The organism is Sulfitobacter sp. (genome assembly GCF_036961165.1).
In the GTDB taxonomy this organism is placed as follows: domain Bacteria; phylum Pseudomonadota; class Alphaproteobacteria; order Rhodobacterales; family Rhodobacteraceae; genus Sulfitobacter.
On the sequence record NZ_JBALVJ010000001.1, the window covers coordinates 76,534 to 99,515 of the forward strand.

The window sequence follows — 22,982 nt, forward strand, 5'->3', positions numbered from 1 at the left end:
GCATTAGAGGTGACCCGCATCAGCTGTTCAGCTTGGCGGCCACCAGATCGTTCACGGCCTTGGGGCTGGCCTTGCCGCCTGTCGCTTTCATCACCTGGCCCACGAACCAGCCTGCGAGTTTGGGGTTCTCGCGGGCCTTGGCGACTTGGTCAGGGTTGGCGGCGATGATCTCGTCCACGGCGGCCTCAATCGCGCCGGTGTCGGTGACCTGCTTGAGGCCTTCGGTTTCGACGATCTCGGCGGGGTCGCGGCCCGTGGTGTAGGTGATCTCGAACACGTCTTTTGCGATTTTGCCACTTATAACTTCGGACGCGATGAGGTCCACGATCCTGCCAAGCAGGGCGGGGGTGACGGGGCTGTCGGAGATGTCTTTTTCGTCTTTTTTGAGACGGCCAAACAGCTCGTTTATCACCCAGTTGGCAGTCATCTTGCCATCACGGCCTCGGGCAGTCTCTTCGAAGTAGCTAGACGAGTCCAGGTCAGCGGTCAGAACGGACGCGTCATAGTCAGACAAGCCAAAGTCATTGATAAATCGTGACTTCTTGGCATCTGGAAGCTCGGGCAGGGTCGCCTTGATCTGGTCAACCCATGCTTGTTCAATCTCCAACGGCAGCAGGTCGGGGTCGGGGAAATAGCGGTAATCATGCGCTTCTTCTTTTGAGCGCATGCTGCGTGTTTCCTGCTTGTCCGGATCGAACAGGCGCGTCTCTTGGGTGACTTCACCGCCGCCTTCAACAATTGCGATCTGGCGCTTTGCTTCAACTTCAATCGCTTGCTGGATGAAGCGCATCGAGTTCATGTTCTTGATCTCGCACCGCGTGCCGAGGTGGGAGAAGTCACCGGTGGCTGCGTATTTCTCGTACTGGCCGGGGGCACATATAGAGACGTTGACGTCGGCGCGCATGGCACCGGACTGCATGTCGCCGTTACACGTACCAAGATAGCGCAGGATTTGGCGCAGTTTGGCAAGGTAAGCGGCGGCTTCTTCAGGCCCACGGATATCGGGGCGGGAGACGATCTCCATCAGCGCCACGCCTGTTCGGTTCAGGTCAACAAAGGACATGTTTGGGTCCATGTCGTGAATGGATTTACCCGCGTCCTGCTCAAGGTGGATACGCTCGACACCGACCATGCGTGCCGTGCCATCGCCCATTTCCACCAGCACTTCACCTTCGCCCACAATGGGGTGGTAAAGCTGGGAAATCTGGTAGCCTTGGGGCAGGTCGGGGTAGAAATAATTCTTACGGTCAAACGCGGACCACAGATTGATCTGCGCCTTAAGGCCAAGGCCGGTGCGCACAGCCTGCTCAACGCAGAATTCGTTGATGGTGGGCAGCATGCCGGGCATCGCCGCGTCCACAAAGGCCACGTTGCTATTTGGTTCGGCACCGAATTTGGTGGACGACCCTGAGAAAAGCTTGGCGTTTGAGGCGACCTGCGCATGGACCTCCATGCCGATCACCAGCTCCCAGTCTTGCTTGGCCCCCGCAATTGTGCGGACTTTGGGTGTGTCATAGGTGAGGTCGAGCATGGGAAGCGCCTTTCGCTGTCTGATGTTCAGGGTTTAGCGGGAGGCGTGAGGGGGGGCAAGAGGGGGAGGCGGAATGTCCGGTTTGAGCCCCATTTACCGGATTTACTTCTGTTCCACTTTGAATCTTTAAGGATTCAAAGTTGTAAGTTTCTTATATCTCAGCAAAATGCCCCATGGATTTTGAAGCTCATGTATGAAATGGTGAGAAACGGAATATGAAGCAGGCTGCTGGGGAGCTACGTGTCGATTTTGTCGGTGGTGCGGTCGCGCATCGGCTCCGTTTTGGCGGGGGGCGTGGGCAGTCGCTGGCAAAGGCGATGGGGCTGCGCGGGGGTAAAACACCAATGATCATTGATGCGACGGCTGGCTTGGGCCGCGATTCATTTTTGTTGGCATCGCTCGGGGCGCAAGTAACATTGATCGAGCGGTCGGAAAAAATGCACGCCCTATTGGCAGACGGCATGGATAGAGCCGCTAAAGAGGGTGGTGAATTACGGGAAATAATTGGACGCATGACTCTCTTAAAGGGAGATGCAAAGGACTTGCTGCCGCAGTTATCCGGCGAAGCCATCTTAATTGACCCGATGCATCCCCCACGCAAAAGCTCGGCGTTGGTAAAGGCCGAGTTGCGTCAAGTTCGCGAAATTGTTGGAGCAGATGAGGACGCTGCTGATTTGGTGCGCGTAGCACTCAAGAATGCGCGCTACAGAGTAGCGTTGAAATGGCCCGTAAAGGCTGACTCAATCGAAGGCATATGCGCATTTTCCCACCAAATATTGGGGAAGACAACTCGCTATGATGTTTGGATGGTGGGCTGAAGCGCACGCCAGAAAAGTCAGCTAAGGACCATCAATGACGGTCCTTAGCTGTTAGTCTCAAGCTGTATATTGCCGGAGCGCTCTGACCTGAGCGCTCCGGTTTTGCTTTACGCCAAAGCTTGCGCTTTGAGCACGCGGCGCAAGATTTTGCCGGAGGCAGATTTCGGGATCTCGTCCACGAAGGTTACGCGGTGGACCTGCTTGTAGGTCGACAGCGTCTTGGCCAGATGCGCCTTGATATCGGCCTCTGACGGGGCGGGATCGCTGGTGACAACAAAGGCCACGGGCAATTCGCCCGCTTCTTCATCGGGCAGACCGATCACGGCAGCGTCGCTGATGCCGTCCATGCTGACCAATGTTGCCTCAAGCTCGGCCGGGGCAACTTGGAAGCCCTTGTATTTGATCAGCTCTTTGAGGCGGTCCACAATGAACATATAGCCTTCATCGTCGATATAGGCGATGTCGCCAGTCTTGAGCCAGCCGTCTTCGGTTAGCGTATCACGGGTGGCTTGCTCGTTGTTGAGGTAGCCCTTCATGACCTGCGGACCTTTGACCCAAAGTTCTCCTTCTTTGCCTGCGGGCAGGTCCTCACCGCTTTCGGGATCAACGATACGGCACTGGGTGTTGGGCAGCGCGGTGCCGGAGGAGCCTGACTTGGGCTTGGACAGCGGGGTGGTGTGGGACACCGGCGACAGCTCGGTCATGCCGAAACCCTGAAGGGAGACACAGTTGAGCCGCTTTGCCACTGCATCAGAGACTTCTGCGCCAAGCGGGGCGGCGCCAGAAAAGATCTGCTCGACTGAGGAGAGATCATATTTATCCACGATGGGATGTTTGGCCAACGCCAGCGCCACCGGAGGCACAATCCACATGCGGCGGGCCTTGTGGTCCTGCGAGATCTGCAAGAACAACTCAAGATCAAAGCGGGGCATCGTGACCAGCGCACCGCCGCCGGCAAGGTGCACGTTCATCAAAACGTTCATACCGTAGATATGGAAGAACGGCAGGAAGGCGGCGGCGACCTCTCCGGGACGGATATCACCGCCCTGAATAACCTGATCCACGTTCACCACCAGATTGCGGTGGCTGAGGCGCACGCCTTTTGGCAGGCCCGTGGTACCGGATGAATAGGGCAGTACAACGGGATGCTCGTCCAGATCGACGTGTGTCTGCGCTTCCATTGGGGCGCCATAGAAGGCGGACAGCGGCTCAACCCCGTCAGCTCCGCCAATCACGACAACCTGTTGGCCAGCGGCGTCTTTTGCGGCTTGCTGTGCGGTCTCAAGGAACATGGGAGTGGTGATTAGAATGTCGGCGGCGCTGTCGCGCAGCTGGTGTGCAACTTCGGAGGCGGTGTATGTCGGGTTGATGGTGGTGATGGTGCCACCAGCCCATGCAACCGCGTGGAACACGACGCAGTAATGCGGAATATTGGGCGACATCAGAGCGACTGTCTTGCCCGCGCCCATGCCACGGGCAGTTAGCCCTCCGGCAAGTTGCTTAACCTGCGCCATGAAGTCGGCGGCGGTCATCGCGGCACCGCTCATCCCGTCGGTCAGGACAACGGCGTCTGGCCGCGTCTCGAGGTTTTCGAACACCCGTTGTGTAATTGATTGATCGCGCAGAGCAATATCTGCCGCAGCTGTCTGATATGTCATGTTGGAATCTCCCTGAAAACGCAGTTTAAGCAGAGCCTGCAGGGCTGTCCAGAGGGGGCTTGCGTGTTACCCGGCCGTTGCGACCGGCCCATCATCGGTAAAGGTAATGCGCTTGCCCTCGGAGATCTCAGGCTTGAACAGGCTTGCGATGATGCGTAGCGCATCGTCCTGCCCGGAGGCTGCAAAACGGTGGGCCGAAGCCACACGCAGATTGTTGACAAACCCTTGCGAAGCATGGGCCCAGATCATTGGGTGAAGTTCGGTCAGATGCTCGCGCACGATCCAGTTTGCACAGCCCGCAATCTGGGCGCGCATATGGTCGGCGGCATCATTGCCAGAAAAGGCCTGACCCATTGTGTTGGAGCAATAGGCGGCAAGCAGGTTGATTGTGTGCGGTTCGGGGCGCCGTTCGACGATGTCGCGCAGGCCCTCCATGAAAAAGGGAAGGTCGAGCCGTGCGCAGGCTTCGTCATCAACGCTGATGGCGTCAAACATCACCCACGTATATCCGCCGGCTCCCCAGACTGACTGGGTGCGCGCAGCTGTCCGGCGCGCTTCCAGTTCCAGTCCCGCGTAAGAGCCGTAAGAGCGTGGCAACATATGCGTGCCAAGCGCCCGCAGAGGGCCGGTGTTATGGGGGTTCAGGTCAATCAGCGCCTGATAGCGATCGGCCACCGAACGGCTTGTGCATTTTCCACCGTGCAGCAGCGCGCAGGAGGTGTTGGCCAACAAAGCAGATTGGACCGGCTCGCCATTAAGCGGCTCAATGATTTCGTGGGCGCGGGCGAAATGCGCGTCGAAGGCTTCGCGGTTGCGTGGTGCAACCTCGACGTCCCAGCCGATGCCGCGCCATGACCAGGCCATATCCATGTGCGCTTGCGCGACAATGCATGCAATGACATAGCTATCCGCGTTTTCAGCCAGAATGTGTTCCAAGGCCTCAATACCGCTTAGCATTGGGGCATCTTCTGCCGGTACACGGTCAAGCAGGGCGTGTTCCACAGCAAGAACGACATCGGCGCGCGCGCCAAAGGCCATCAGCTCTGCCACGGTCATGCCGCCATGCGTCATTTCATTGTCGCGGTCAGCGGCTTCGATCCGGGATATAAGTTTGTCCCAGTCTTCCTGCCGCACCAGCCGCAGTGCCTCGTTCTGATGAGAATCGCGAATGCGGTCCTCAAGCGTGGGATCTGGGCAGGGGATAGAGAGTTTGTCTAGCGCGGAGGCGGTCCACTCGGCCTGTGCCATTTCGCGCGGTTTGGCCCGTTGTTGGGTGGTCGCAGAAGGCTCAGCCGACGGTAAAGAAGTGTTCTGTATAGCCGCCCTTTTTTTAGGGCGGTTGCGGAAGGGAGAGGTTTTCGCAGATGGGGTGGGCTGGCTCATAAAACCGGCGCGCGCGAACACGTCGGGCTTGGGGCCCCGCATTTTTAGGCTGAGGCCGGATAGTTTGCTAAGCAGTGTGCCCAGATGCATCATATGAGTTCCATCATAGTTGGTGTTGCCGTGTTTAGATGAGTTTGCCTGTCCAATGGGGCGTTAAAGTGGCGCAGGAGCGGTCTTGTCGCGATCATCGGCGGGCATTTGCCGCTATGTTGCACGCAGAATTGGGCAGTTTGTTGCGCTGTGGTGGCGGATTAGGGTCGGATCGACGCAGTGTTGCGTGGCTGGTGACAATAGCGAGGTCAGGGCGCGCTTAACTGCTTGTCAGCTGCGACGGCGACAGATCATACTGCGGCTCATGAAATGTGTAGATATTATAGTGCGGCGTCAGGTCCGGTTCTTCGGACGGCTTGCGATGGCGGGCAGTGTTGCATTCGGATTGGGCGCTGGGGCGGCTACAGCGCAGGTGCGCGAGGTAATCCGCCCTCCGGTGCGGTTACTTCCTGCTGCTGCTGCGCCTAGAGCTTTGGCAGTGGTTGTTGCCCCGACTGTTCCAGCACCGATGGCGCCTGTGCGTTCGGGTCACGTGCCGCGCACGCGCTGGCAGCATATGCCGGGGCATGTGCTTTGGACGCGGGCAGCGATCTCGGCGCTCAAGGATCATGGACGCCCTCTGGTCGACATGGTTCCACGCGACATCAAGGAGTGGTGTCCGGCTTACGGGACCAATGATGACGCACAGCGGCGCGCGTTCTGGGTGGGCTACATGTCAACGCTGGCCAAGTATGAGAGCACCTACAAGCCGTGGGCGGTAGGGGGCGGTGGCAAATGGTATGGGTTGCTACAGATCCTGCCTGCCACTGCGCGCGGGTATAAATGCAATGTCGGCACTGGCGAGGCGCTCAAGAACGGTGCGGCGAACCTCAGCTGTGCGACAAGGATCATGGCCCACACCGTCAAGCGCGACGGGGTGATCCACGGTTACGACGGCAAATGGCGCGGGGTCTCTGCCGATTGGGGGCCGATGCGTAATCCGGCCAAGCGCCGCGATATGGCCTCTTGGTTGAACCGGCAGAGCTACTGCAAGCCGCGCAATGCAACACGGCCCCGCGCACGCCCCTAAACGGTTTATCCCAGCAAAGAGAAATGGTGCCTGCGAGTTTCCAGACCGGCCTCTTTTGCCAGCAACTCAAATGCAGCATGGGGCGGCGTGGCGGGATAGGGCACGCGGATCTTCACGCCGGACGGGCGCACGACACTCAGACGCACTGACATATCTAGACGGGTGTCAAAGCGTAGGTGGTCGATTTCTGACAAGGCGATCTTGGCCTGCTGCCGCCCGCTTTGCCAGCGTAGCGCGTTTGCGTCTAAAGTTAGGTAGCTGCGTGGATTGACCAGCACATCATAAAGCGCGGGGAGTGTAAAAGCGGCAAGGGTCAGCGTCACAGCCAGCGCGGCATCGAGCCATATGCGCGCAGCCAGCAGCGCCGCCCAGACCAGTCCCACGATCAGCGCAGTGACGGGCCGGCGCCCTTGGTTTTTATAACTGTAAGGCAGGCTCATGCGGTGCGGAAAATGCGGGCGAGCGTACCCATTGCGTCAGCTTGCCGTGCGCTGGCCATACCCTTGGTGCCTGCCGCTTTTACATCACCGATCACATTCATCATCTTGCTGAAAACGGGCCCATGATCCAGCTGTTTGAGCCGTTTTGTCAGCCGCTCGAACGCAGGTGTCGGGCCGCCGCCTTGCTCCACCAGCCATGGACCCATCAGGGCCATATCCTGCGCTTCTTGCTGCTCAAGCTGGAGGTGCTTTTTTAAAGAGGTAATTATGACGTCCTCATCGGGTGTCACTTTGTCGTCCATCTGGGCAAAGGCGACCGCCATGGCAGCGACGCAAAGCTCAGCCGTGGGGACGCTGACGATGGAGTGCACGTTAGGCTGCGCATGAAACCCGAGCCGTTTAGCCGCAGCCCGTACGGGGGCAGGGGCAACACTCATGTCGCCTGCCAAATAGGCACCGCGTTGAAACCGGCGGTAGGTAAGGAAACCTACAGCAATAAGGCCGCCGAGGATAAGGATACAAAGCATAGATGTCGTGCCTTTGATTATCTGCCGCCGGTGACGTTGAGGGTAGAGCCGGTGACATAGCTAGCTTCCTCCGACATGAGCCAGAGCACAGATCGCGCCACTTCATCGGCGCTGCCCGTGCGTTGCATGGGAACGTTGCCTGCAAGACGGCTGGCGCGGTCCGGATCGCCTCCCTTGGCGTGTATGTCAGTGTCGATCAGGCCGGGGGCCACGCCCATGACGCGCAGTCCCGCAGGGGCGACCTCGTCCGAGAGGCCCTTGGTAAAGATGTCCATCGCGGCCTTGGTTGCGGCGTAGTCCACGTATTGGTTGGCCGAACCCAGACGCGCTGCGGCAGAGGTGATGTTGATGATCACACCGCTGCCCAGTGGCTCCATCCGTTTGACAGCCTCTGCAGTGACGAGCATGGCGCCGATCACGTTGACATCAAACATCTGGCGCAAACGGTCATGGGTCAACTCGCTTGCGCGGGTGGCTTGGCCCACAATACCGGCATTGTTGACCAGCGCGGCCAGCGGGCCGGTGGCATCTACCGTTGCAAAGATACGCTCAATCGCCTGTGGGTCGGCAACATCGGCCTGAATGATCTGCGCTTTCGCGCCAAGCGTCGCGCAGGCATCCGCCACGCTTTGTGCGCCGATCCGGTCGCTGTTGTAGGTGAGCACCAGATCATATCCGCGCGCTGCTGCCAGGCGGGCGCAGGCAGCACCAATGCCTGCTGATGCGCCAGTGATCAGGCACAAAGGACGGCTCATGCGGCGGCAATCCGCGTGAGCATTTCCGTGGTGTCGCGGCTAAGGTCCGGTGTGTCCAGAATGCGCGCTACCTCTGCCTTGATCAGCGCCTGACGCTCTGCGTCATAGCGTTTCCATGTCTGGAACGCCGAGCACATGCGCGCCGTCGTTTGCGGGTTCACCGGATCAAGTTTGATCAGCCAATCCGCTAGCAAACGGTAGCCTGCGCCAGAGGCGTGATGAAACCCTGCGTGGTTCACAGCAAGGCTACCAAACACCGCGCGGAAGCGGTTCGGGTTTTTCCAGTTGAAATCTGGATGCCCGGTCAGGGCGGCGGCGATCTCATGAGCATCTTCGGGATCAGCTTCGATCACTTGCAAGCCGAACCACTTATCCATCACCAGACGGTCGTCTTTCCACTGTGCCTCAAACGCCTGTACGGCTGCGTCACCACGTCCGGTGCGGATCAGGTTGGCAAGCGCGGCCAGCTGCTGGGTCATGTTATCAGCGCTGTCGTATTGGGCTTTTGCCTGTGCGCCATCGTCGCTGCGGGTTAGCAGCGACAGGGCGGCATTGCCAAGCGCGCGTTGGCCCGACTGCTGCGCATCGGGTTGGTAGGGCGCCGTGACCTGATTGGCCGCGTAAAGGGCGGGCAAGAAATCGGACAGCTTTTTCGCCATGGCATCGCGCATCATCTCAAGTGCCGCGTGGATGATGTCAGGTTCGGGCGTGTGCCCCTTATCAGCCAGTGCTGTGGCCAGGTCAGCCTGTCCGGGCAGCGCCATCATCAGCCTGCGATACGCAGGATCAAGCGTGTCATCAGTGACGACCGCGCGGATACCGCTGAGGTAAGCGGGATTGGGCCGCGTGCCTTTGAGCATCATGTCCATCAACGTGTTGCGCGCCAATGTCCGCCCGGCCTCCCAACGGTTGAAGCTGTCGGTGTCGTGGGCCAGCAGATGGGCGCGGGCATCTTCCGACATATCGTGTTCCAGCACGACGGGGGCAGAGAAGCCACGCAGGATGGAGGGAGTGGGCCGTGCGTCGAGACCTTCAAAGGTGAAGCTCTGGGTGGTCTCGGTCATCTCCAGAATGCGGGTTGGCGCGACCTCTCTGCCATGGGGACCAATCAGGCCGGTTGCAATCGGTATGACCTGCGGCAGCGGTTTTGGTGTGGTTGTGCTGGAGGTGAGGTTCTGGCGGAAGGTCAGCGTATAGGTGCTGCCGTTCCAAGCCTCAAATACGCTCACGCGCGGCGTGCCTGCTTGAGAATACCAGCGCTTGAACTGGGTCAGATCACGGCCTGTGGTGTCCTCGAACACGCGCAGCCAGTCCTCAATCGTGCAGGCCTGACCGTCATGGCGGTCAAAATAGAGCGTGACTGCATTGCTATACGCTTGATCGCCGACAAGGGTTTTTAGCATGCGGATGACTTCCGCGCCCTTTTCATAAACAGTGGCCGTGTAGAAGTTATTGATCTCCTGAAAACTCTCGGGGCGCACTGGGTGGGCAAGGGGGCCTTGATCTTCTGCGAACTGGCGGCCGCGCAGGTCGATTACGTCTTCGATCCGCTTGACCGGCTCTGATCGCATATCAGCAGTGAACTGGCTGTCACGGAATACGGTCAACCCTTCCTTGAGGCACAGCTGGAACCAGTCACGGCAAGTGATCCGGTTACCGGTCCAGTTGTGGAAATACTCATGCGCGATGATCGCCTCGATCCGCTCGAAGTTGGTGTCGGTAGAGGTCGCTTGCGAGGCAAGCACGGCGGAGGAGTTGAAGATGTTCAGCCCTTTGTTCTCCATCGCGCCCATGTTGAAATCATCCACCGCAACGATGTTGAACAGGTCTAGATCGTATTCGCGGCCGTAGACGTCTTCGTCCCATTTCATGCTGTCCTTGAGCGCCTGCATCCCGAAGGCACATTTGCCCTCATCGCCGGGCCGCACATGAAGGTTGAGCGCAACATCGCGGCCCGAGCGGGTCGTGAACTGACCTTCATGGGCAATCAGATCGCCTGCCACCAGCGCAAAGAGATAGGCAGGCTTGGGCCACGGATCGTGCCACTCTGCGTGATGCTCGGTGGTGCTTACGGGATTGCCGTTGGACAAAAGAATGGGGTGAGGGCCGTCGATGGCGACAGTAAAGACGCTCATCACATCGGGGCGATCGGGATAGTAGGTGATTTTGCGAAAGCCCTCGGCCTCGCACTGGGTGCAATACATGCCGTTGGACATATAGAGCCCTTCAAGCGCGGTGTTGCCTGCGGGATCAATCTCGACCTCGGTCTCCCAGACAAACGGGACATCTGGCACCGGACAGGTCAGCCCGTCAGGGGTGAGCGTCACGTCCACGTTCTGGTCGTCGATCTTCGCACTGATCAGCTTGAGCGCTTCACCGTGTAGAAAGAAGGGTTGCGCGGGGGCTTTGGGATCGGGGGAGAAGGTAATCCGGCTGCGCACGCGGGTGTGATGCGGGTCAAGGGTGAAGTGCAACGCCACGCTTTCTACCTGCCAGCCGAAAGCCGTGTAGTCCTTAAGATAAATCGTCTGCGGGGCAGCGTCGCGCATGGGGGACCTCCTGAGGTGGACCTGCACGGTCCTGTGTGTTTCGGAACCTTATGTCGCAACATACGTTAGGTCTGCAACACCCTGCCTCCATAGTGGGGGCCAAGCGAATAGGATATTAGATCATGTCAGCACCTGACACAAACATCGACAAGCAAGAGAAACACCACCGTACTTCCCTCTGGGGGGCAAGGGGCGCGATGGCTTTCGGTGTTTTGATCATGATTGGCGTCGTCGGCTATACCTTTGTCGTCGGAAGCTCTGGGAACGATGGGGAATCCGATGGTCCTACCGTATCCACCGCACCGACTGACATCTATGCGCCGGGCACTAATTCTTCGGAAACTCCGGCCGCAACGGAATAAGCTGGTTTATCGAAGCTGCCAGTTAAGGGGCGTCCTAGCGGGGCGTCCTTTTTTATGGATTGTCGCATAGTAGGGAGAGCCGATGGCCAAGCATGTAAAGAAATCCGATCTGCCGCAGAAAATCTGTGTGACCTGTGCAAAGCCTTTCAGCTGGCGCAAAAAATGGGCAGACGTCTGGGAAGAGGTGCGCTATTGCTCGGAGCGGTGCAGGCGCCATCGGGATACTACGGCGCAATAAGTTGGAGATTGGTAAAGTAATATTACCAAAACCTCTTGCGAGCAGCTAGGCTTGCTATTATCCCTCGTGAAACGGACTTTCCTATCGGAAACTTCGCAAAAGCATAGAGGATGGGATATCATGCAAAGAGTTGATCGCAATGGGCTGCAGGTTGATGCGCAGCTGGCTGATTTTATTGAAAACAAGGCGCTGAACGGTCTGGATGTCACAGCAGACAGTTTCTGGAGCGGTTTTTCCGAGCTGGTGCATGGTATGGGCCCGAAGAATCGGGCACTTCTGGAAAAACGCGAAGAGATCCAGCGCCAGATTGACGGCTGGCACCGTGACCGGCAGGGCAAGGAGCATGATGCAGAAGCTTATACCTCTTTCCTGCGTGACATCGGTTATTTGGTCCCTGAAGGCGCGCCCTTTGAGATAGAGACGCGCAACGTCGACGCTGAGATCGCCTCTACGCCGGGTCCACAACTGGTGGTGCCGATCACCAATGCGCGCTTTGCCCTGAATGCAGCCAACGCGCGCTGGGGCTCTTTGTATGATGCTTTTTACGGCACCGATGCGTTGGGCGATCTGCCTGCCGGCGGCGGCTATGACGAGGCGCGGGGTGCGCGGGTTGTGGCGCGGGCTAAGGCATTCCTGGACGATGCGGCACCACTGGCCAGCGGCTGCCATACTGATGTGACAGGATACAGTGTTGAGAATGGCGCGCTGGTCCCAGCGTTGCGTGATCCGGCGCAGTTTGCGGGCTACACAGGTGATGCTGCGGCACCCTCGGCTATCTTGTTGAAAAACAACAGCCTGCACATCGAAATCAAAGTCGATGCTACGCACCCGATTGGCAAAACCGATCCTGCGCATGTGTCTGATGTTGTTATGGAGTCCGCGCTTAGCACGATCATGGATTGCGAAGACAGCGTTGCGGCGGTGGATGCCGAGGACAAAGTCGTCGCCTATGATAACTGGCTGGGCCTTATGCGCGGCGATCTGGCAGAGAGCTTTGAGAAGGGCGGTAAAACCGTAAACCGCGTGATGAACCCCGACCGCACCTATACGGCACCGGATGGAAGCACCCTGACGCTCAAGGGCCGCTCGCTGATGTTGATCCGTAACGTCGGCCACCTGATGACCAACCCTGCTGTGCTGGACCGTGACGGGCTGGAAGTGGGCGAGGGTCTTATGGATGCCATGATCACAACGCTGATCGCGATGCATGATTTTGCGCGCGTGGGGGGCAATTCGCTGACCGGATCGGTCTATGTGGTGAAGCCTAAGATGCATGGCCCCGAAGAGGTGGCTTTTGCAGACGAGATCTTCACCCATGTCGAAAAGGCGCTGGGCTTGCCTGCAAACACCGTCAAGCTTGGCATCATGGACGAGGAACGGCGCACGTCGGCCAATCTGGGTGAATGTATCCGCGCGGCGAAATCGCGGGTGGCGTTTATCAACACCGGCTTCCTTGATCGCACCGGCGACGAAATCCACACCTCGATGGAGGCGGGACCGATGGTGCCTAAAGGCGATATGAAATCCTCGGCGTGGATCAGCGCCTATGAGGATCGCAACGTGGATATCGGGCTGGCTTGCGGGCTTAAAGGTCGTGCACAGATCGGCAAGGGCATGTGGGCCATGCCGGACCGTATGGCAGAGATGATCGAAACAAAGATCGGTCATCCACAAGCGGGCGCCACCTGTGCATGGGTGCCATCGCCCACAGCAGCGACATTGCACGCGATGCACTATCACACGGTTGATGTCATGGCGCGTCAGGACGAGATTGCGTCAGGCGGTCCGCGCGGCACGCTGGAAGACTTGCTGACAATACCGATTCTGGCCGGCCGCAACCTCAGCACGGAAGAGATCGCCCGTGAGATCGAGAACAACGCGCAAGGCATTCTAGGTTACGTTGTGCGCTGGGTCGATCAGGGTGTTGGCTGCTCAAAAGTGCCTGATATCAATGACGTAGGTCTGATGGAGGACCGCGCAACGTGCCGCATCTCTGCGCAGGCGCTCGCGAACTGGCTGCATCACGGTGTAATCACCGAAACGCAGTTGATGGCGGGATTGAAGAAGATGGCGGCGGTCGTAGACCGGCAGAACGCGGGCGACCCGTTGTATCGGCCAATGGCCCCAGAATTTGACGGGATCGCGTTCAAGGCTGCCTGTGATCTGGTCCTTGAAGGAGCAAGCCAGCCTTCGGGGTATACGGAACCGGTGCTGCATGCGCGGCGTCTGGAACTGAAGGCCGCTGGCTGAAGAAATGACGGGACTAAAGGGCGGAGCCTTCAGGCTTCGCTGGACGCCTATGACTAAGAGAATTATAAGGACGAAGACATGACAGTATCATTGAGCAAGGCGCGGACAATCATCCGCAAGACGTTTGAAAAAGGGGCGGAGCTAGGCCTGAAACCTTTGTCAGCCGTTGTGCTGGATGCGGGAGGCCATGTGCAGGCCTTCGAGCGGCAAGATGGCGCAGCACCGGGGCGGTTTGCGATCGCGCACGGCAAAGCTTACGGCGCTGTCATGTTGGGAATGGCAGGCACGGCGCAGATGGCGCGTGCCGAGCAGCAAGCCTACTTCATGGCGGCAGTGAATGGCGTTTTTGGTGGTCAGGTCATTCCGGTACCGGGCGGGGTGCTGTTGCGCTCGTCCAAGGGTGATGTGATCGGGGCTGTCGGTGTGACGGGGGATACCTCGGATAATGACGCGATTGCAGCGATGGCGGGAATTGACGCTGCCAAGCTGATTGGCGAAATCTGAGCGACTGCTTATTAAAGTAGCGCGAATGCTTGTAATGCAGGCATTCGCGCGAATGTGGTGTTGAGGCATCATCCGAACCTCGTTAGTCTCCGATCAATCACTTTGATCACGGAGCTCTACAATATGGGTCGGCCTGTTATTGGAATTATCGGCAATAGTCATGTCTTGAACGAGCAATATCTTGTCCATGCAGGCGGGATGATGAACAGTCAGGCCGTGGCACAAGTGGCGGGATGTATGCCTCTTCTGGTTCCATCCGATCCGGCGCTGGTATCCGTCGGTGAGCTGATGGACTGCTGTGACGGGTTCTTGTTGACCGGCGGGCGGCCTAACGTCCACCCCGAAGAATACGGTGAGGAAGAGACCGAAGCGCATGGTGCATTCGACCGTGCGCGTGACGCTCTGGTTTTGGCGTTGACGCGTGCTTGTGTCGACGCGGGGCAGCCTATTTTCGGAATTTGTCGTGGCTTTCAAGAAGTGAATGTGGCCATGGGGGGATCGCTTTATCCTGAAATCCGTGAGCTGCCGGGCCGCATGAACCACCGTATGCCGCCAGAAGGAACGCTCGAAGAAAAGTTCGAGCTGCGCCATGATGTGCGTTTCACATCAGGTGGCGTTTTCCACAAGGTAATGGGTGCGGAAGTTGTGCGCACCAACACATTGCACGGGCAGGGGATAAAGGTTGCGGGGCCGCGTATTGTGGTGGATGGCTATGCCGAGGACGGCACACCCGAAGCGATCTACGTCGACGGCGCGCCTGGCTTTACCCTCGCGGTGCAGTGGCACCCGGAATATGAGGCGGCAAAAGATCCGGTCTCACGTCCCTTGTTTGAAGCGTTTGGAAAAGCAGCACATGACTGGGCTGCAGGCGCGCGTCCTGCAACGCTGGCACGCGCTGTATGAATTCAGAAGGACGAAGCGTGATCACCGGCATCAAAGCAAGATGATGCCGGTGATTTTTTTGAGCAGGCTTGGGGGCTACATCATGCCGCCAGCGATTTCGATGCTTTGACCGTTGATGCTGCCTGAATCCGGCCCCACCAACCAAGCGGCCGCTGCGGAAACTTCTTCTACCGTTATCAGGCGCTTGTGGCGGTTTGCTTTTACCATCATGTCGCGCGCAGCATCTGTTGAGATGCCCGCCCGCTCCGAGATGGACTTGGTGTTGCGGCTGATGATTTCGGTATCCACATAGCCCGGGCAGAGTGAATTGAAGGTATAGGGCTTGCCCATATATTCTTCGCTCAGCGACCGGATCAGGCCGATCATGCCGTGCTTGGACGCGGAATAGCACGCAGCCCCGGGCAGGCCTTTCAGACCAGCCATAGATGAAACGGCAACGACGCGGCCCCAGTCTGTGCTGAGCATGCCGGGCAGACACTCGCGGATGGTCAGGAATGCGCCATCAAGGTTGGTGGCCATCATGTCACGCCAGAATGTCATGTCTGTTTTATGAGCAGCTTTGCCTGTCGCAAGGCCCGCATTCGGGACACAGATCTGGATCGGGCCGCGCGCAGCGACGGCTGCGGCAATCTTGGATACAACATCATCTTCGTTGCGCACATCCATCGCCATAGCGGTCATGCCTTCAGTGGCGACTTCTTCCAGCACCTCCTGCCGGCGACCGGTGATGGTCACATGTGCACCCTGCGCCACCAGCATCTTTGCGATGGCCAGCCCGATGCCCGTACCGCCACCGGTAATAAGCGCGTGTTTTCCGTTAAGTGTCATTGATATCCTCCTGTTTTTCCGGAGCTTAGGGCGGGGTCGGCAGCGCCGATAGGGGGCGCGCGTTTTACGTAACGGCATACGAGTGATTCTAATTTGAGCCACCGCAGCATTGTTGCGTGGGTTTGTTGGTACGCGAAATTTTGTTTCAAGGTCAGAATCCTGAAATTTCCTGCCGAAAATCTTCCCGACAACCGAAAAAAGGCGCAAAACCCTGCGTCTTATGTAGGGCGGGCGCTTGTTTGTCAGTAATCTGCGGGGTAGGTCAAATGATAATCTGCGACACGCCAGTTTCGGCACCAAACGCAAATTTGGGAGATTTTGAGTGAAGATCGGGACACCTAAAGAGGTATTCGAAGGCGAGCGCCGCGTGGCGATGACGCCAGACAGTGCTCTGCAATTGCAAAAACTTGGGCACGAGTGCCTCATTGAAACCGGTGCGGGAGCGGCATCAGGGTTCGACGATGCGTCCTACACGGATGCGGGAGTGACTGTGGTCAAGACCGCTGCAGCCCTGTGGAAAGAGGCGGATGTCGTCGCAAAAGTGCGCGTGCCCAACACCACAGAAATGAAAAAACTGCGCGAAGGACAGACGCTGGTCTCGTTCTTCAGCCCTGTGGCTGATAAAGCTAAGATGAAGGCGGCGGCCAAAAAGGGCGCCACGGTTGTCGCGATGGAGATGATCCCGCGCATCAGCCGTGCCCAGAAGATGGATGCGCTGTCCTCTATGGCCAATATCGCGGGTTACCGCGCGGTGATCGAGGCGGGCAACAACTTTGGCCGCTTCTTTACCGGTCAGATTACGGCTGCGGGCAAGGTGCCTCCGGCGAAGGTGCTGGTTGTGGGGGCGGGCGTTGCCGGTCTGGCCGCGATCGGGACAGCCACCAGCCTTGGTGCGATCACGTTGGCATTCGACGTGCGGCCCGAAGTGGCTGAACAAGTTGAGTCAATGGGCGCTGAATTCGTCTACCTCGATTTCGAAGAAGAGCAGACAGACGGCGCCGCAACAGGCGGTTACGCCTCTGTTTCAAGCCCCGAGTTCCGCGAAGCGCAGCTGGCCAAGTTCCGTGAGCTTGCGCCCGAAGTGGACATCGTGATCACAACCGCGCTGATCCCCAACCGCGAAGCGCCAGAGCTGTGGACCGAAGACATGGTTGCGGCGATGAAGCCCGGCTCTGTTATCGTCGATCTGGCGGCTGAAAAGGGCGGCAACTGCAAGCTCACCGTCATGGACGAGAAGATCGTGACCGAAAATGGCGTGACCATCGTCGGCTATACTGACTTCCCAAGCCGGATGAGCGCGCAAGCATCGACGCTGTATTCGACAAATATCCGCCATCTGATGACGGATCTGACGCCGGAAAAAGACGGCGTTATCAATCACAACATGGAAGATGACGTGATCCGCGGGGCAACCATTGCCCATGCAAACGCCGTCACGTTCCCGCCGCCACCTCCAAAAGTGGCCGCGATTGCAGCAGCGCCCAAAAAGCCGGCAGTGAAAGAGCTGACAGCGGAAGAAAAACGCGCAGTCGAGACGGCAGCGTTCAAGGCGCAGACCAAAAATCAGGCGATCCTGCTGGGTGTCGGTGGTGCGTTGTTGCTGGCCGTGGGTCTCGTCGCCCCGGCAAGCTTTATGCAGCACTTTATCGTGTTTGTTCTGTCTGTGTTTATCGGTTTCCAGGTTATTTGGGGCGTGGCGCACAGCCTGCACACACCGCTGATGGCTGTGACCAATGCGATCTCCTCGATCATCATTCTGGGCGCGCTGATGCAGATCGGTTCTGCCTCCTTCCTTGTGATCTTACTTGCTGCCTTGTCCCTGTTTATGTGCGGGATCAACATTTTCGGTGGCTTCCTCGTGACACGGCGCATGCTCGCCATGTTCCAGAAATCTTAAGGGAGCGCGGATCATGGATTTTGGTTTCACAACAGCGGCCTATGTGGTCTCAGCTATCCTCTTCATCCTCTCGTTGGGTGGACTGAGCGGGCAAGAAAGCGCCAAGCGCGCGGTTTGGTACGGCATTGTCGGTATGGCTTTGGCCGTGGCGGCAACGCTGATTGGCCCCGGTTCGGGCTTCTGGCTGCTGTCGATCATCCTGATCGCGGGCGGCGGTGCAATCGGGTACCAACTGGCGACACGGGTTCAGATGACTCAGATGCCAGAGCTGGTTGCAGCGATGCACAGCCTTGTCGGTCTGGCAGCGGTTTTCGTTGGTCTGATCGCACACTTCGAGATGGGCCGCGTGGCGGATTTCGTCGCAAGCGGCAGCGACATCAAAGAGCTGGGCACGTTCGCAGCACTTATTGCCAAGAAATCGGCGGTAGAGCTTAACATCCTGCGGGTAGAGCTGTTCCTTGGTGTCTTCATCGGTGCGGTGACCTTCACGGGTTCTGTGATTGCCTATGGCAAGCTGGCGGGCCGTGTAACTTCTACGGCGGAAAAGCTGCCGGGCGGTCACCTGCTGAATGCGACGGCTGCTGGTATCTCTCTGATCTCGCTGGTTTGGTACTTTAACACGGGTGGTTTCTTCCCGCTGTTCATCATGACACTGGCGGCGCTGTTCATCGGCTACCACCTGATCATGGGGATCGGCGGCGCGGATATGCCGGTGGTTGTCTCGATGCTGAACTCGTATTCGGGTTGGGCTGCGGCGGCGATTGGCTTCTCACTTGGCAACGATCTGCTGATCGTTGTGGGCGCGTTGGTAGGTTCATCTGGTGCGATCCTATCCTACATCATGTGTAAGGCGATGAACCGTTCATTCGTTTCCGTTATCCTTGGTGGCTTTGGCGGTCCTGCGGGCGACCAGATGGCCGTTGAAGGTGAGCAGATCGCGATTGAGGCAGAAGGTGTTGCAGCGGCCCTTAACGAAGCTGACAGCGTCATCATCATCCCCGGTTACGGTATGGCGGTTGCTCAGGCACAAAGCGGTGTTGCCGAACTGGTGCGCAAGCTGCGTGCAAAGGGTAAGAAAGTGCGTTTCGCCATTCACCCCGTTGCGGGGCGTCTGCCGGGCCACATGAACGTGCTGCTGGCGGAGGCCAAAGTGCCTTATGACATCGTGATGGAGATGGACGAGATCAACGAAGATTTCCCCACCACCGACGTGGCGATTGTTATTGGCTCCAACGACATCGTGAACCCCGCTGCACAGGATGATCCCAACAGCCCCATCGCCGGTATGCCGGTTCTGGAATGTTGGAAGGCCAAGCAGGTGTTTGTCTCCAAGCGCGGTCAGGGCACCGGATACTCCGGCATCGAGAACCCGCTGTTCTACAAAGAGAACACGCGCATGTTCTATGGCGATGCAAAGGCCTCTTTGGACAAACTTCTGCCGATGATCGACTAAGGCCGACGATTTATCGTAAATCGGTGAACACATAATCTGAAACGCCCTGCTGCAAACAGCGGGGCGTTTTGCTTTTGCGCTCATAGAATGCAGGGTCTACACATAGGATCAGGACGGTGCAATTTCCGATAGGTGGAAAAGTATGCAACGGTGCGCCCAAACTATCTTTAAATCAGCCTCTTCATCGTTGAGCCGTTGACTGGCTTTGGGCCATGAAGGTGGAAACCTGCTGGAGAACTTGCACCATGCCCCCCATTTCAGACCATCCGCTGCGCTATGCCTTGACCAGAGAGCTGCACGCGCGGCCTTTTCCCAACGTCGGTGCGCCTCAGGTTGTGGCGTTTCTGGCGATCAAGCAGGCAGGCGATGCAGCGGCCCGTAGTCGGGACCGTGGCGCGGATATGGAGCATCTGGTCGCCTTGTTGAAGCACTACGGTGCGCCGCTGCCGGACCCTGATGCCACGCACTATTACGGGGCGATGGGTAAGTTCCATCTAAAGTGGGAGCAGCACACCGAGTTCGTGACCTATACTGTCTTAGGGGATGAACTTAGCGCGCGTCCCTTCGATCCGGCAGAGTTTGACGTCTTTCCGGCTCATTGGCTCGATGCAGCGCCCGGCCAACGGCTGACGTCATGTCTTTTACGGTTGATGCCGGAGCCCGCCGAGCAAGAATATATGCTGGACCAGTTGCGCGAATGGTTTGTGCCAGAAAGCCTTGCCGCCGCGCAGGTGTTGGAGGGGGCAGCAGTGGTCGCCAGCGACTTTCGCATTGATCCGGCAGGGCACACGCGGTTTGCCGTTTTCGTGCCTGAACAGACAGGCACACGGCGTGTAGGGCGAATCATCCAGCGCCTGCTAGAGGTCGAGACCTATAAGACCATGTCGATGCTTGGCTTTGCGCTCACGCGCGAGATTGGCGGCAAGGTGGGGCAGTTGGATAGGCAGCTTAGCGACCTCATGGCCCAGATGAGCGCACAAGAGCTAAAGCCAGAGGCAACGCTGGATGCCCTGTTGGATGTATCGGTTGAGTTGGAGAACGTGGTCGCGCAAAGCGCATTCCGGTTTGCGGGTACGGCGGCGTATAAGGCGATTGTTGATGAGCGGATCACGGCATTGCGCGAGAGCCGTTTCGCTGGACGGCAGGGGTTTGGCGAGTTCATGATGCGCCGGTACGAGCCTGCGATGCGGACCGTCATCTCGATGGAGCGGCGTTTGGAGCGAATGTCGGCGCGGGCGCTGCGGGCCTCTGACCTGTTGCGGACACGGGTGGACGTAGAACGCTCTGCACAAAATCAGGCGATCATGGAGAGCATGGACAAGCGGGCGGATTTACAGCTTCGATTGCAGCACACGGTAGAGGGTCTGTCGGTGGTCGCGATCAGCTATTACGCGGTCTCTCTGGTGAGCTATCTGCTGTATCCGCTGACGGAAGTGACGGAGCTGTCCAAGGGGCTTCTGACTGCGGTAGTGACCTTACCAGTTGTGGCGCTGGTTTGGATGGCAGTGCGGCGGCTACGCAAACGTATAGGCTAAGGCGTCTCTTCCTGCGGTCGGTGTCGGGTGAGGGGAGGGAGGACGGTAACGGGCGCGCAGGAAATGCCATGCGCGCCCTGAAGATTAGCGGCCGCGGATGCGTGGATCAAGCGCGTCGCGCAGGCCATCACCAAGATAGTTCACGCTAAGCACGGTCAGGGAAATCAGGATGCCCGGAAGCATCACGCGCTCTGGGTATTCTTGCATGCGGTTAACCGCATCCGACAGAAGCTTACCCCAAGTCGGGAAGTCTGACGGGAAGCCCACGCCAAGGAAGCTAAGCGCTGACTCGGTGATGATGGCAGTCGCGAGGCCGAGTGTCGCCGACACCATGATGGGTGAGATCACGTTGGGCAGCAGGTGACGCAGAATGATCTTACTGCTGGTCGAGCCTATAGAGCGGGCGGCGAGGATGAACTCACGTTCCTTCAGTGCCAGAATGTCACCGCGCACGATACGCGCGGTCTGCATCCAAGAGGTTAGCGCGATCACTGACACGATTAGCACGAACATGCCGGCCTCGGGGCTGCCAAATAAGCTGGTAAGGGGCTGACGGAACAGTGTCACGGCCAGCAGTACCAGCGGTAGGATCGGGAGCGACAGAACCAGATCGGTAAAGCGCATCAGCAAAAAGTCGAGACGTTTGAAATAACCTGAAGCTACGCCCACAGCCGTGCCGATCAGGAGCGACAGGATCATCGCCGACCAACCCACAGCCATAGATACACGTCCGCCGTAAATCATCTGCGCAAGGATATCGCGGCCCAGCTGGTCGGTGCCGAAAGGATGTGCCCAGCCTGCTTTTGCGTCACCATCCCAGAACAGCGTGTAGATCGGACGCCAGTCCTTGTTGCGGATATCAAGCTTGGTCGGGGCGAGGTCCCACAGGTAGGGGCCAAGCAACACGCCAAGTGTGATGAACAGCAAAAAGCCACCACCGAAGAGCGCGCCTTTGTGCTTTCGGAACTGGTCCCACACATCGCGCCATTGGCTGCGCGGCGGCTGTGACGGCTCTTTGTCGACGAGCGCACCGTAGATTTCCAGATCGGCTTCGACGGGGCTGGCGGGGATTGCTTGCTCAGTCATAGCGGATCCTTGGGTCAAGCACGCCGTAGAGGATGTCGGCGATGAGGTTGAACAGAACGATGAGGATGGCGAAGATGAACGTGAGTGTCATCACCATAGGCAGGTCGTTTGCAAAAAGTGCAGTGAGCAAAAGCTGACCGATGCCGTTCACCTTGAAGACGTTTTCAGTGATGATCGCACCGCCAAAGATCGCGGGCATGCCCAAGGCGATGATGGTCACAACGGGGATCATCGAGTTGCGCAGCACGTGCACCATGACCACCACGCTCTCGCTCAGCCCTTTGGCGCGGGCAGTGCGCACATAGTCCTGATTGAGATTGTCGAGCATGGCAGAGCGCATGTAGCGGCTGATCTGTGCGGTGGTTTGCAGGGCAAGCACCATCACTGGCATTATCATCTGCAAGAACTGCATTTTGAAGGTTGCCCAGCTGTCGACCACCAATGTGGTGTCATAGATAGACGGCAGCCAGCCCAGTGTGACAGAGAAAATCACAATCAGCAGGGGGCCGGTAAAGAAGGGCGGGATCGAAAAACCGACCATGGTGATGAATGTACCGGCCTGATCGAAAAGTGAATAGTGGCGGTAGGCGGAGTAGATGCCGATCGGGATCGCAATCAGGATGCCGACGACATAGCTCAGGCCAACAACCCACAGGGTCTGCGGCATGCGCTGGATCACGATGTCCATGACCGGGCTGCGGGTCTGCCAGCTGATGACGCGCTGTGTCTCGACCATGGTACCGGTGGCGGCGTCCATTGTCATGCTCAGCTGCGAATCGGGCAGCCAGCCGAACAAGAAACTATCGCGGGTAAGGAAATCGATGAAGACAGATGGTTCGACCACAAAGAACTGGTAGAGCCATTTGATGTATTGCACATGCACTGGCGCACCAAGGCCCAGTGCTTCGCGCATTTTCTGCTTCACTTCCGGCGGCACGGTAAGCGGGACCTGCGCCATAGGGTCTCCGGGGGCCAGCTGGAGAAGCATGAATATCACGAGGCTGATGAATAAAAGCGTCGGAATAGAGAGAAGCAGTCGTCGGATGGTGAAATTCAGCATCAAGCGGCGCCTTTATTTATCAGTCTGTTGGTGGAAGTAGGGCGAGGTCTCCCCCGCCCCGTAAAGCTTAACGGTAGGGCGGGGA

General features: G+C 58.2%; 20 protein-coding genes. 10 read left to right on the plus strand and 10 right to left on the minus strand.

All coding sequences use genetic code 11. The features are described from left to right. Window positions 1–19: 19 nt before the first annotated feature. Window positions 20–1,531, minus strand: coding sequence for an Asp-tRNA(Asn)/Glu-tRNA(Gln) amidotransferase subunit GatB (gene gatB / locus V7730_RS00410; protein ID WP_335745592.1), 1,512 nt, complete (start codon window positions 1,529–1,531; stop codon window positions 20–22). 215 nt (window positions 1,532–1,746) lie between these two features. On the opposite strand from gatB, the gene V7730_RS00415 reads away from it, so the two are divergent. Beyond that, window positions 1,747–2,349: a class I SAM-dependent methyltransferase gene (locus V7730_RS00415; protein WP_335745593.1), complete on the plus strand. Its 603-nt coding sequence runs from the start codon at window positions 1,747–1,749 to the stop codon at window positions 2,347–2,349. A 107-nt stretch (window positions 2,350–2,456) separates the two neighbouring features. Here V7730_RS00415 and V7730_RS00420 read toward each other — a convergent pair whose 3' ends face one another. Then, window positions 2,457–4,007, minus strand: coding sequence for an AMP-binding protein (locus V7730_RS00420; RefSeq protein WP_335745594.1), 1,551 nt, complete (start codon window positions 4,005–4,007; stop codon window positions 2,457–2,459). Between the two features lie 66 nt (window positions 4,008–4,073). After that, a complete protein-coding gene (locus V7730_RS00425; RefSeq protein WP_335745595.1) occupies window positions 4,074–5,483 on the minus strand; it encodes a hypothetical protein in 1,410 nt (469 codons plus the stop codon). Between the two features lie 283 nt (window positions 5,484–5,766). On the opposite strand from V7730_RS00425, the gene V7730_RS00430 reads away from it, so the two are divergent. Further along, window positions 5,767–6,510, plus strand: coding sequence for a transglycosylase SLT domain-containing protein (locus tag V7730_RS00430; RefSeq protein ID WP_335745596.1), 744 nt, complete (start codon window positions 5,767–5,769; stop codon window positions 6,508–6,510). A 5-nt stretch (window positions 6,511–6,515) separates the two neighbouring features. Here V7730_RS00430 and V7730_RS00435 read toward each other — a convergent pair whose 3' ends face one another. From V7730_RS00435 to pepN, 4 genes are read right to left on the minus strand one after another with little or no spacing between them, the layout of a single operon-like run. Next, window positions 6,516–6,893, minus strand: coding sequence for a hypothetical protein (locus V7730_RS00435; protein WP_335745597.1), 378 nt, complete (start codon window positions 6,891–6,893; stop codon window positions 6,516–6,518). A 53-nt stretch (window positions 6,894–6,946) separates the two neighbouring features. Then, window positions 6,947–7,477 carry a hypothetical protein gene (locus V7730_RS00440; protein ID WP_335745598.1) on the minus strand — a complete coding sequence of 177 codons (531 nt, stop codon included), beginning with the start codon at window positions 7,475–7,477 and terminating at the stop codon, window positions 6,947–6,949. 17 nt (window positions 7,478–7,494) lie between these two features. Then, window positions 7,495–8,232, minus strand: a complete 738-nt coding sequence (locus V7730_RS00445) for an SDR family oxidoreductase (protein WP_335745599.1) — start codon at window positions 8,230–8,232, stop codon at window positions 7,495–7,497. After that, on the minus strand, window positions 8,229–10,781 hold the full coding sequence (gene pepN / locus V7730_RS00450; RefSeq protein ID WP_335745600.1) for an aminopeptidase N: 2,553 nt from the start codon (window positions 10,779–10,781) through the stop codon (window positions 8,229–8,231). Before pepN ends, V7730_RS00445 begins: the two co-directional genes overlap by 4 nt. A gap of 122 nt (window positions 10,782–10,903) precedes the next feature. Between pepN and V7730_RS00455 the strand changes: the two genes are divergently transcribed. From V7730_RS00455 to V7730_RS00475, 5 genes are all read left to right on the plus strand, one after another. After that, entirely contained in the window at window positions 10,904–11,143 is a 240-nt protein-coding gene (locus V7730_RS00455; RefSeq protein WP_335745601.1) for a hypothetical protein, read from the plus strand. Window positions 11,144–11,225: 82 nt separating this feature from the next. Then, on the plus strand, window positions 11,226–11,381 hold the full coding sequence (locus V7730_RS00460; protein WP_335745602.1) for a DUF2256 domain-containing protein: 156 nt from the start codon (window positions 11,226–11,228) through the stop codon (window positions 11,379–11,381). A 120-nt stretch (window positions 11,382–11,501) separates the two neighbouring features. Beyond that, complete coding sequence (locus tag V7730_RS00465; RefSeq protein WP_335745603.1) at window positions 11,502–13,631, plus strand: malate synthase G; 2,130 nt, start codon at window positions 11,502–11,504, stop codon at window positions 13,629–13,631. A gap of 78 nt (window positions 13,632–13,709) precedes the next feature. Beyond that, window positions 13,710–14,135, plus strand: a complete 426-nt coding sequence (locus V7730_RS00470; RefSeq protein WP_335745604.1) for a GlcG/HbpS family heme-binding protein — start codon at window positions 13,710–13,712, stop codon at window positions 14,133–14,135. A gap of 123 nt (window positions 14,136–14,258) precedes the next feature. Beyond that, window positions 14,259–15,038, plus strand: a complete 780-nt coding sequence (locus V7730_RS00475) for a gamma-glutamyl-gamma-aminobutyrate hydrolase family protein (protein WP_335745605.1) — start codon at window positions 14,259–14,261, stop codon at window positions 15,036–15,038. A 75-nt stretch (window positions 15,039–15,113) separates the two neighbouring features. Here the strand turns inward: V7730_RS00475 and V7730_RS00480 are convergent, their stop codons facing one another. After that, a complete protein-coding gene (locus tag V7730_RS00480; protein WP_335745606.1) occupies window positions 15,114–15,866 on the minus strand; it encodes an SDR family NAD(P)-dependent oxidoreductase in 753 nt (250 codons plus the stop codon). Between the two features lie 322 nt (window positions 15,867–16,188). Between V7730_RS00480 and V7730_RS00485 the strand changes: the two genes are divergently transcribed. The 3 genes from V7730_RS00485 to V7730_RS00495 all read left to right on the plus strand — a co-directional run bounded on the left by V7730_RS00485 (window position 16,189) and on the right by V7730_RS00495 (window position 20,751). Next, complete coding sequence (locus tag V7730_RS00485) at window positions 16,189–17,763, plus strand: Re/Si-specific NAD(P)(+) transhydrogenase subunit alpha (protein WP_335745607.1); 1,575 nt, start codon at window positions 16,189–16,191, stop codon at window positions 17,761–17,763. Window positions 17,764–17,776: 13 nt separating this feature from the next. Continuing rightward, window positions 17,777–19,216, plus strand: a complete 1,440-nt coding sequence (locus V7730_RS00490; RefSeq protein WP_335745608.1) for an NAD(P)(+) transhydrogenase (Re/Si-specific) subunit beta — start codon at window positions 17,777–17,779, stop codon at window positions 19,214–19,216. Between the two features lie 245 nt (window positions 19,217–19,461). Continuing rightward, on the plus strand, window positions 19,462–20,751 hold the full coding sequence (locus V7730_RS00495) for a DUF3422 family protein (RefSeq protein WP_335745609.1): 1,290 nt from the start codon (window positions 19,462–19,464) through the stop codon (window positions 20,749–20,751). A gap of 84 nt (window positions 20,752–20,835) precedes the next feature. On the opposite strand, the gene V7730_RS00500 is transcribed toward V7730_RS00495, so the two are convergent. After that, a complete protein-coding gene (locus tag V7730_RS00500; RefSeq protein WP_335745610.1) occupies window positions 20,836–21,837 on the minus strand; it encodes an ABC transporter permease in 1,002 nt (333 codons plus the stop codon). Beyond that, window positions 21,830–22,897 (minus strand): ABC transporter permease, encoded by a 1,068-nt coding sequence (locus tag V7730_RS00505; protein ID WP_335745611.1) that lies wholly within the window; start codon window positions 22,895–22,897, stop codon window positions 21,830–21,832. Before V7730_RS00505 ends, V7730_RS00500 begins: the two co-directional genes overlap by 8 nt. Window positions 22,898–22,982: the final 85 nt, after the last annotated feature.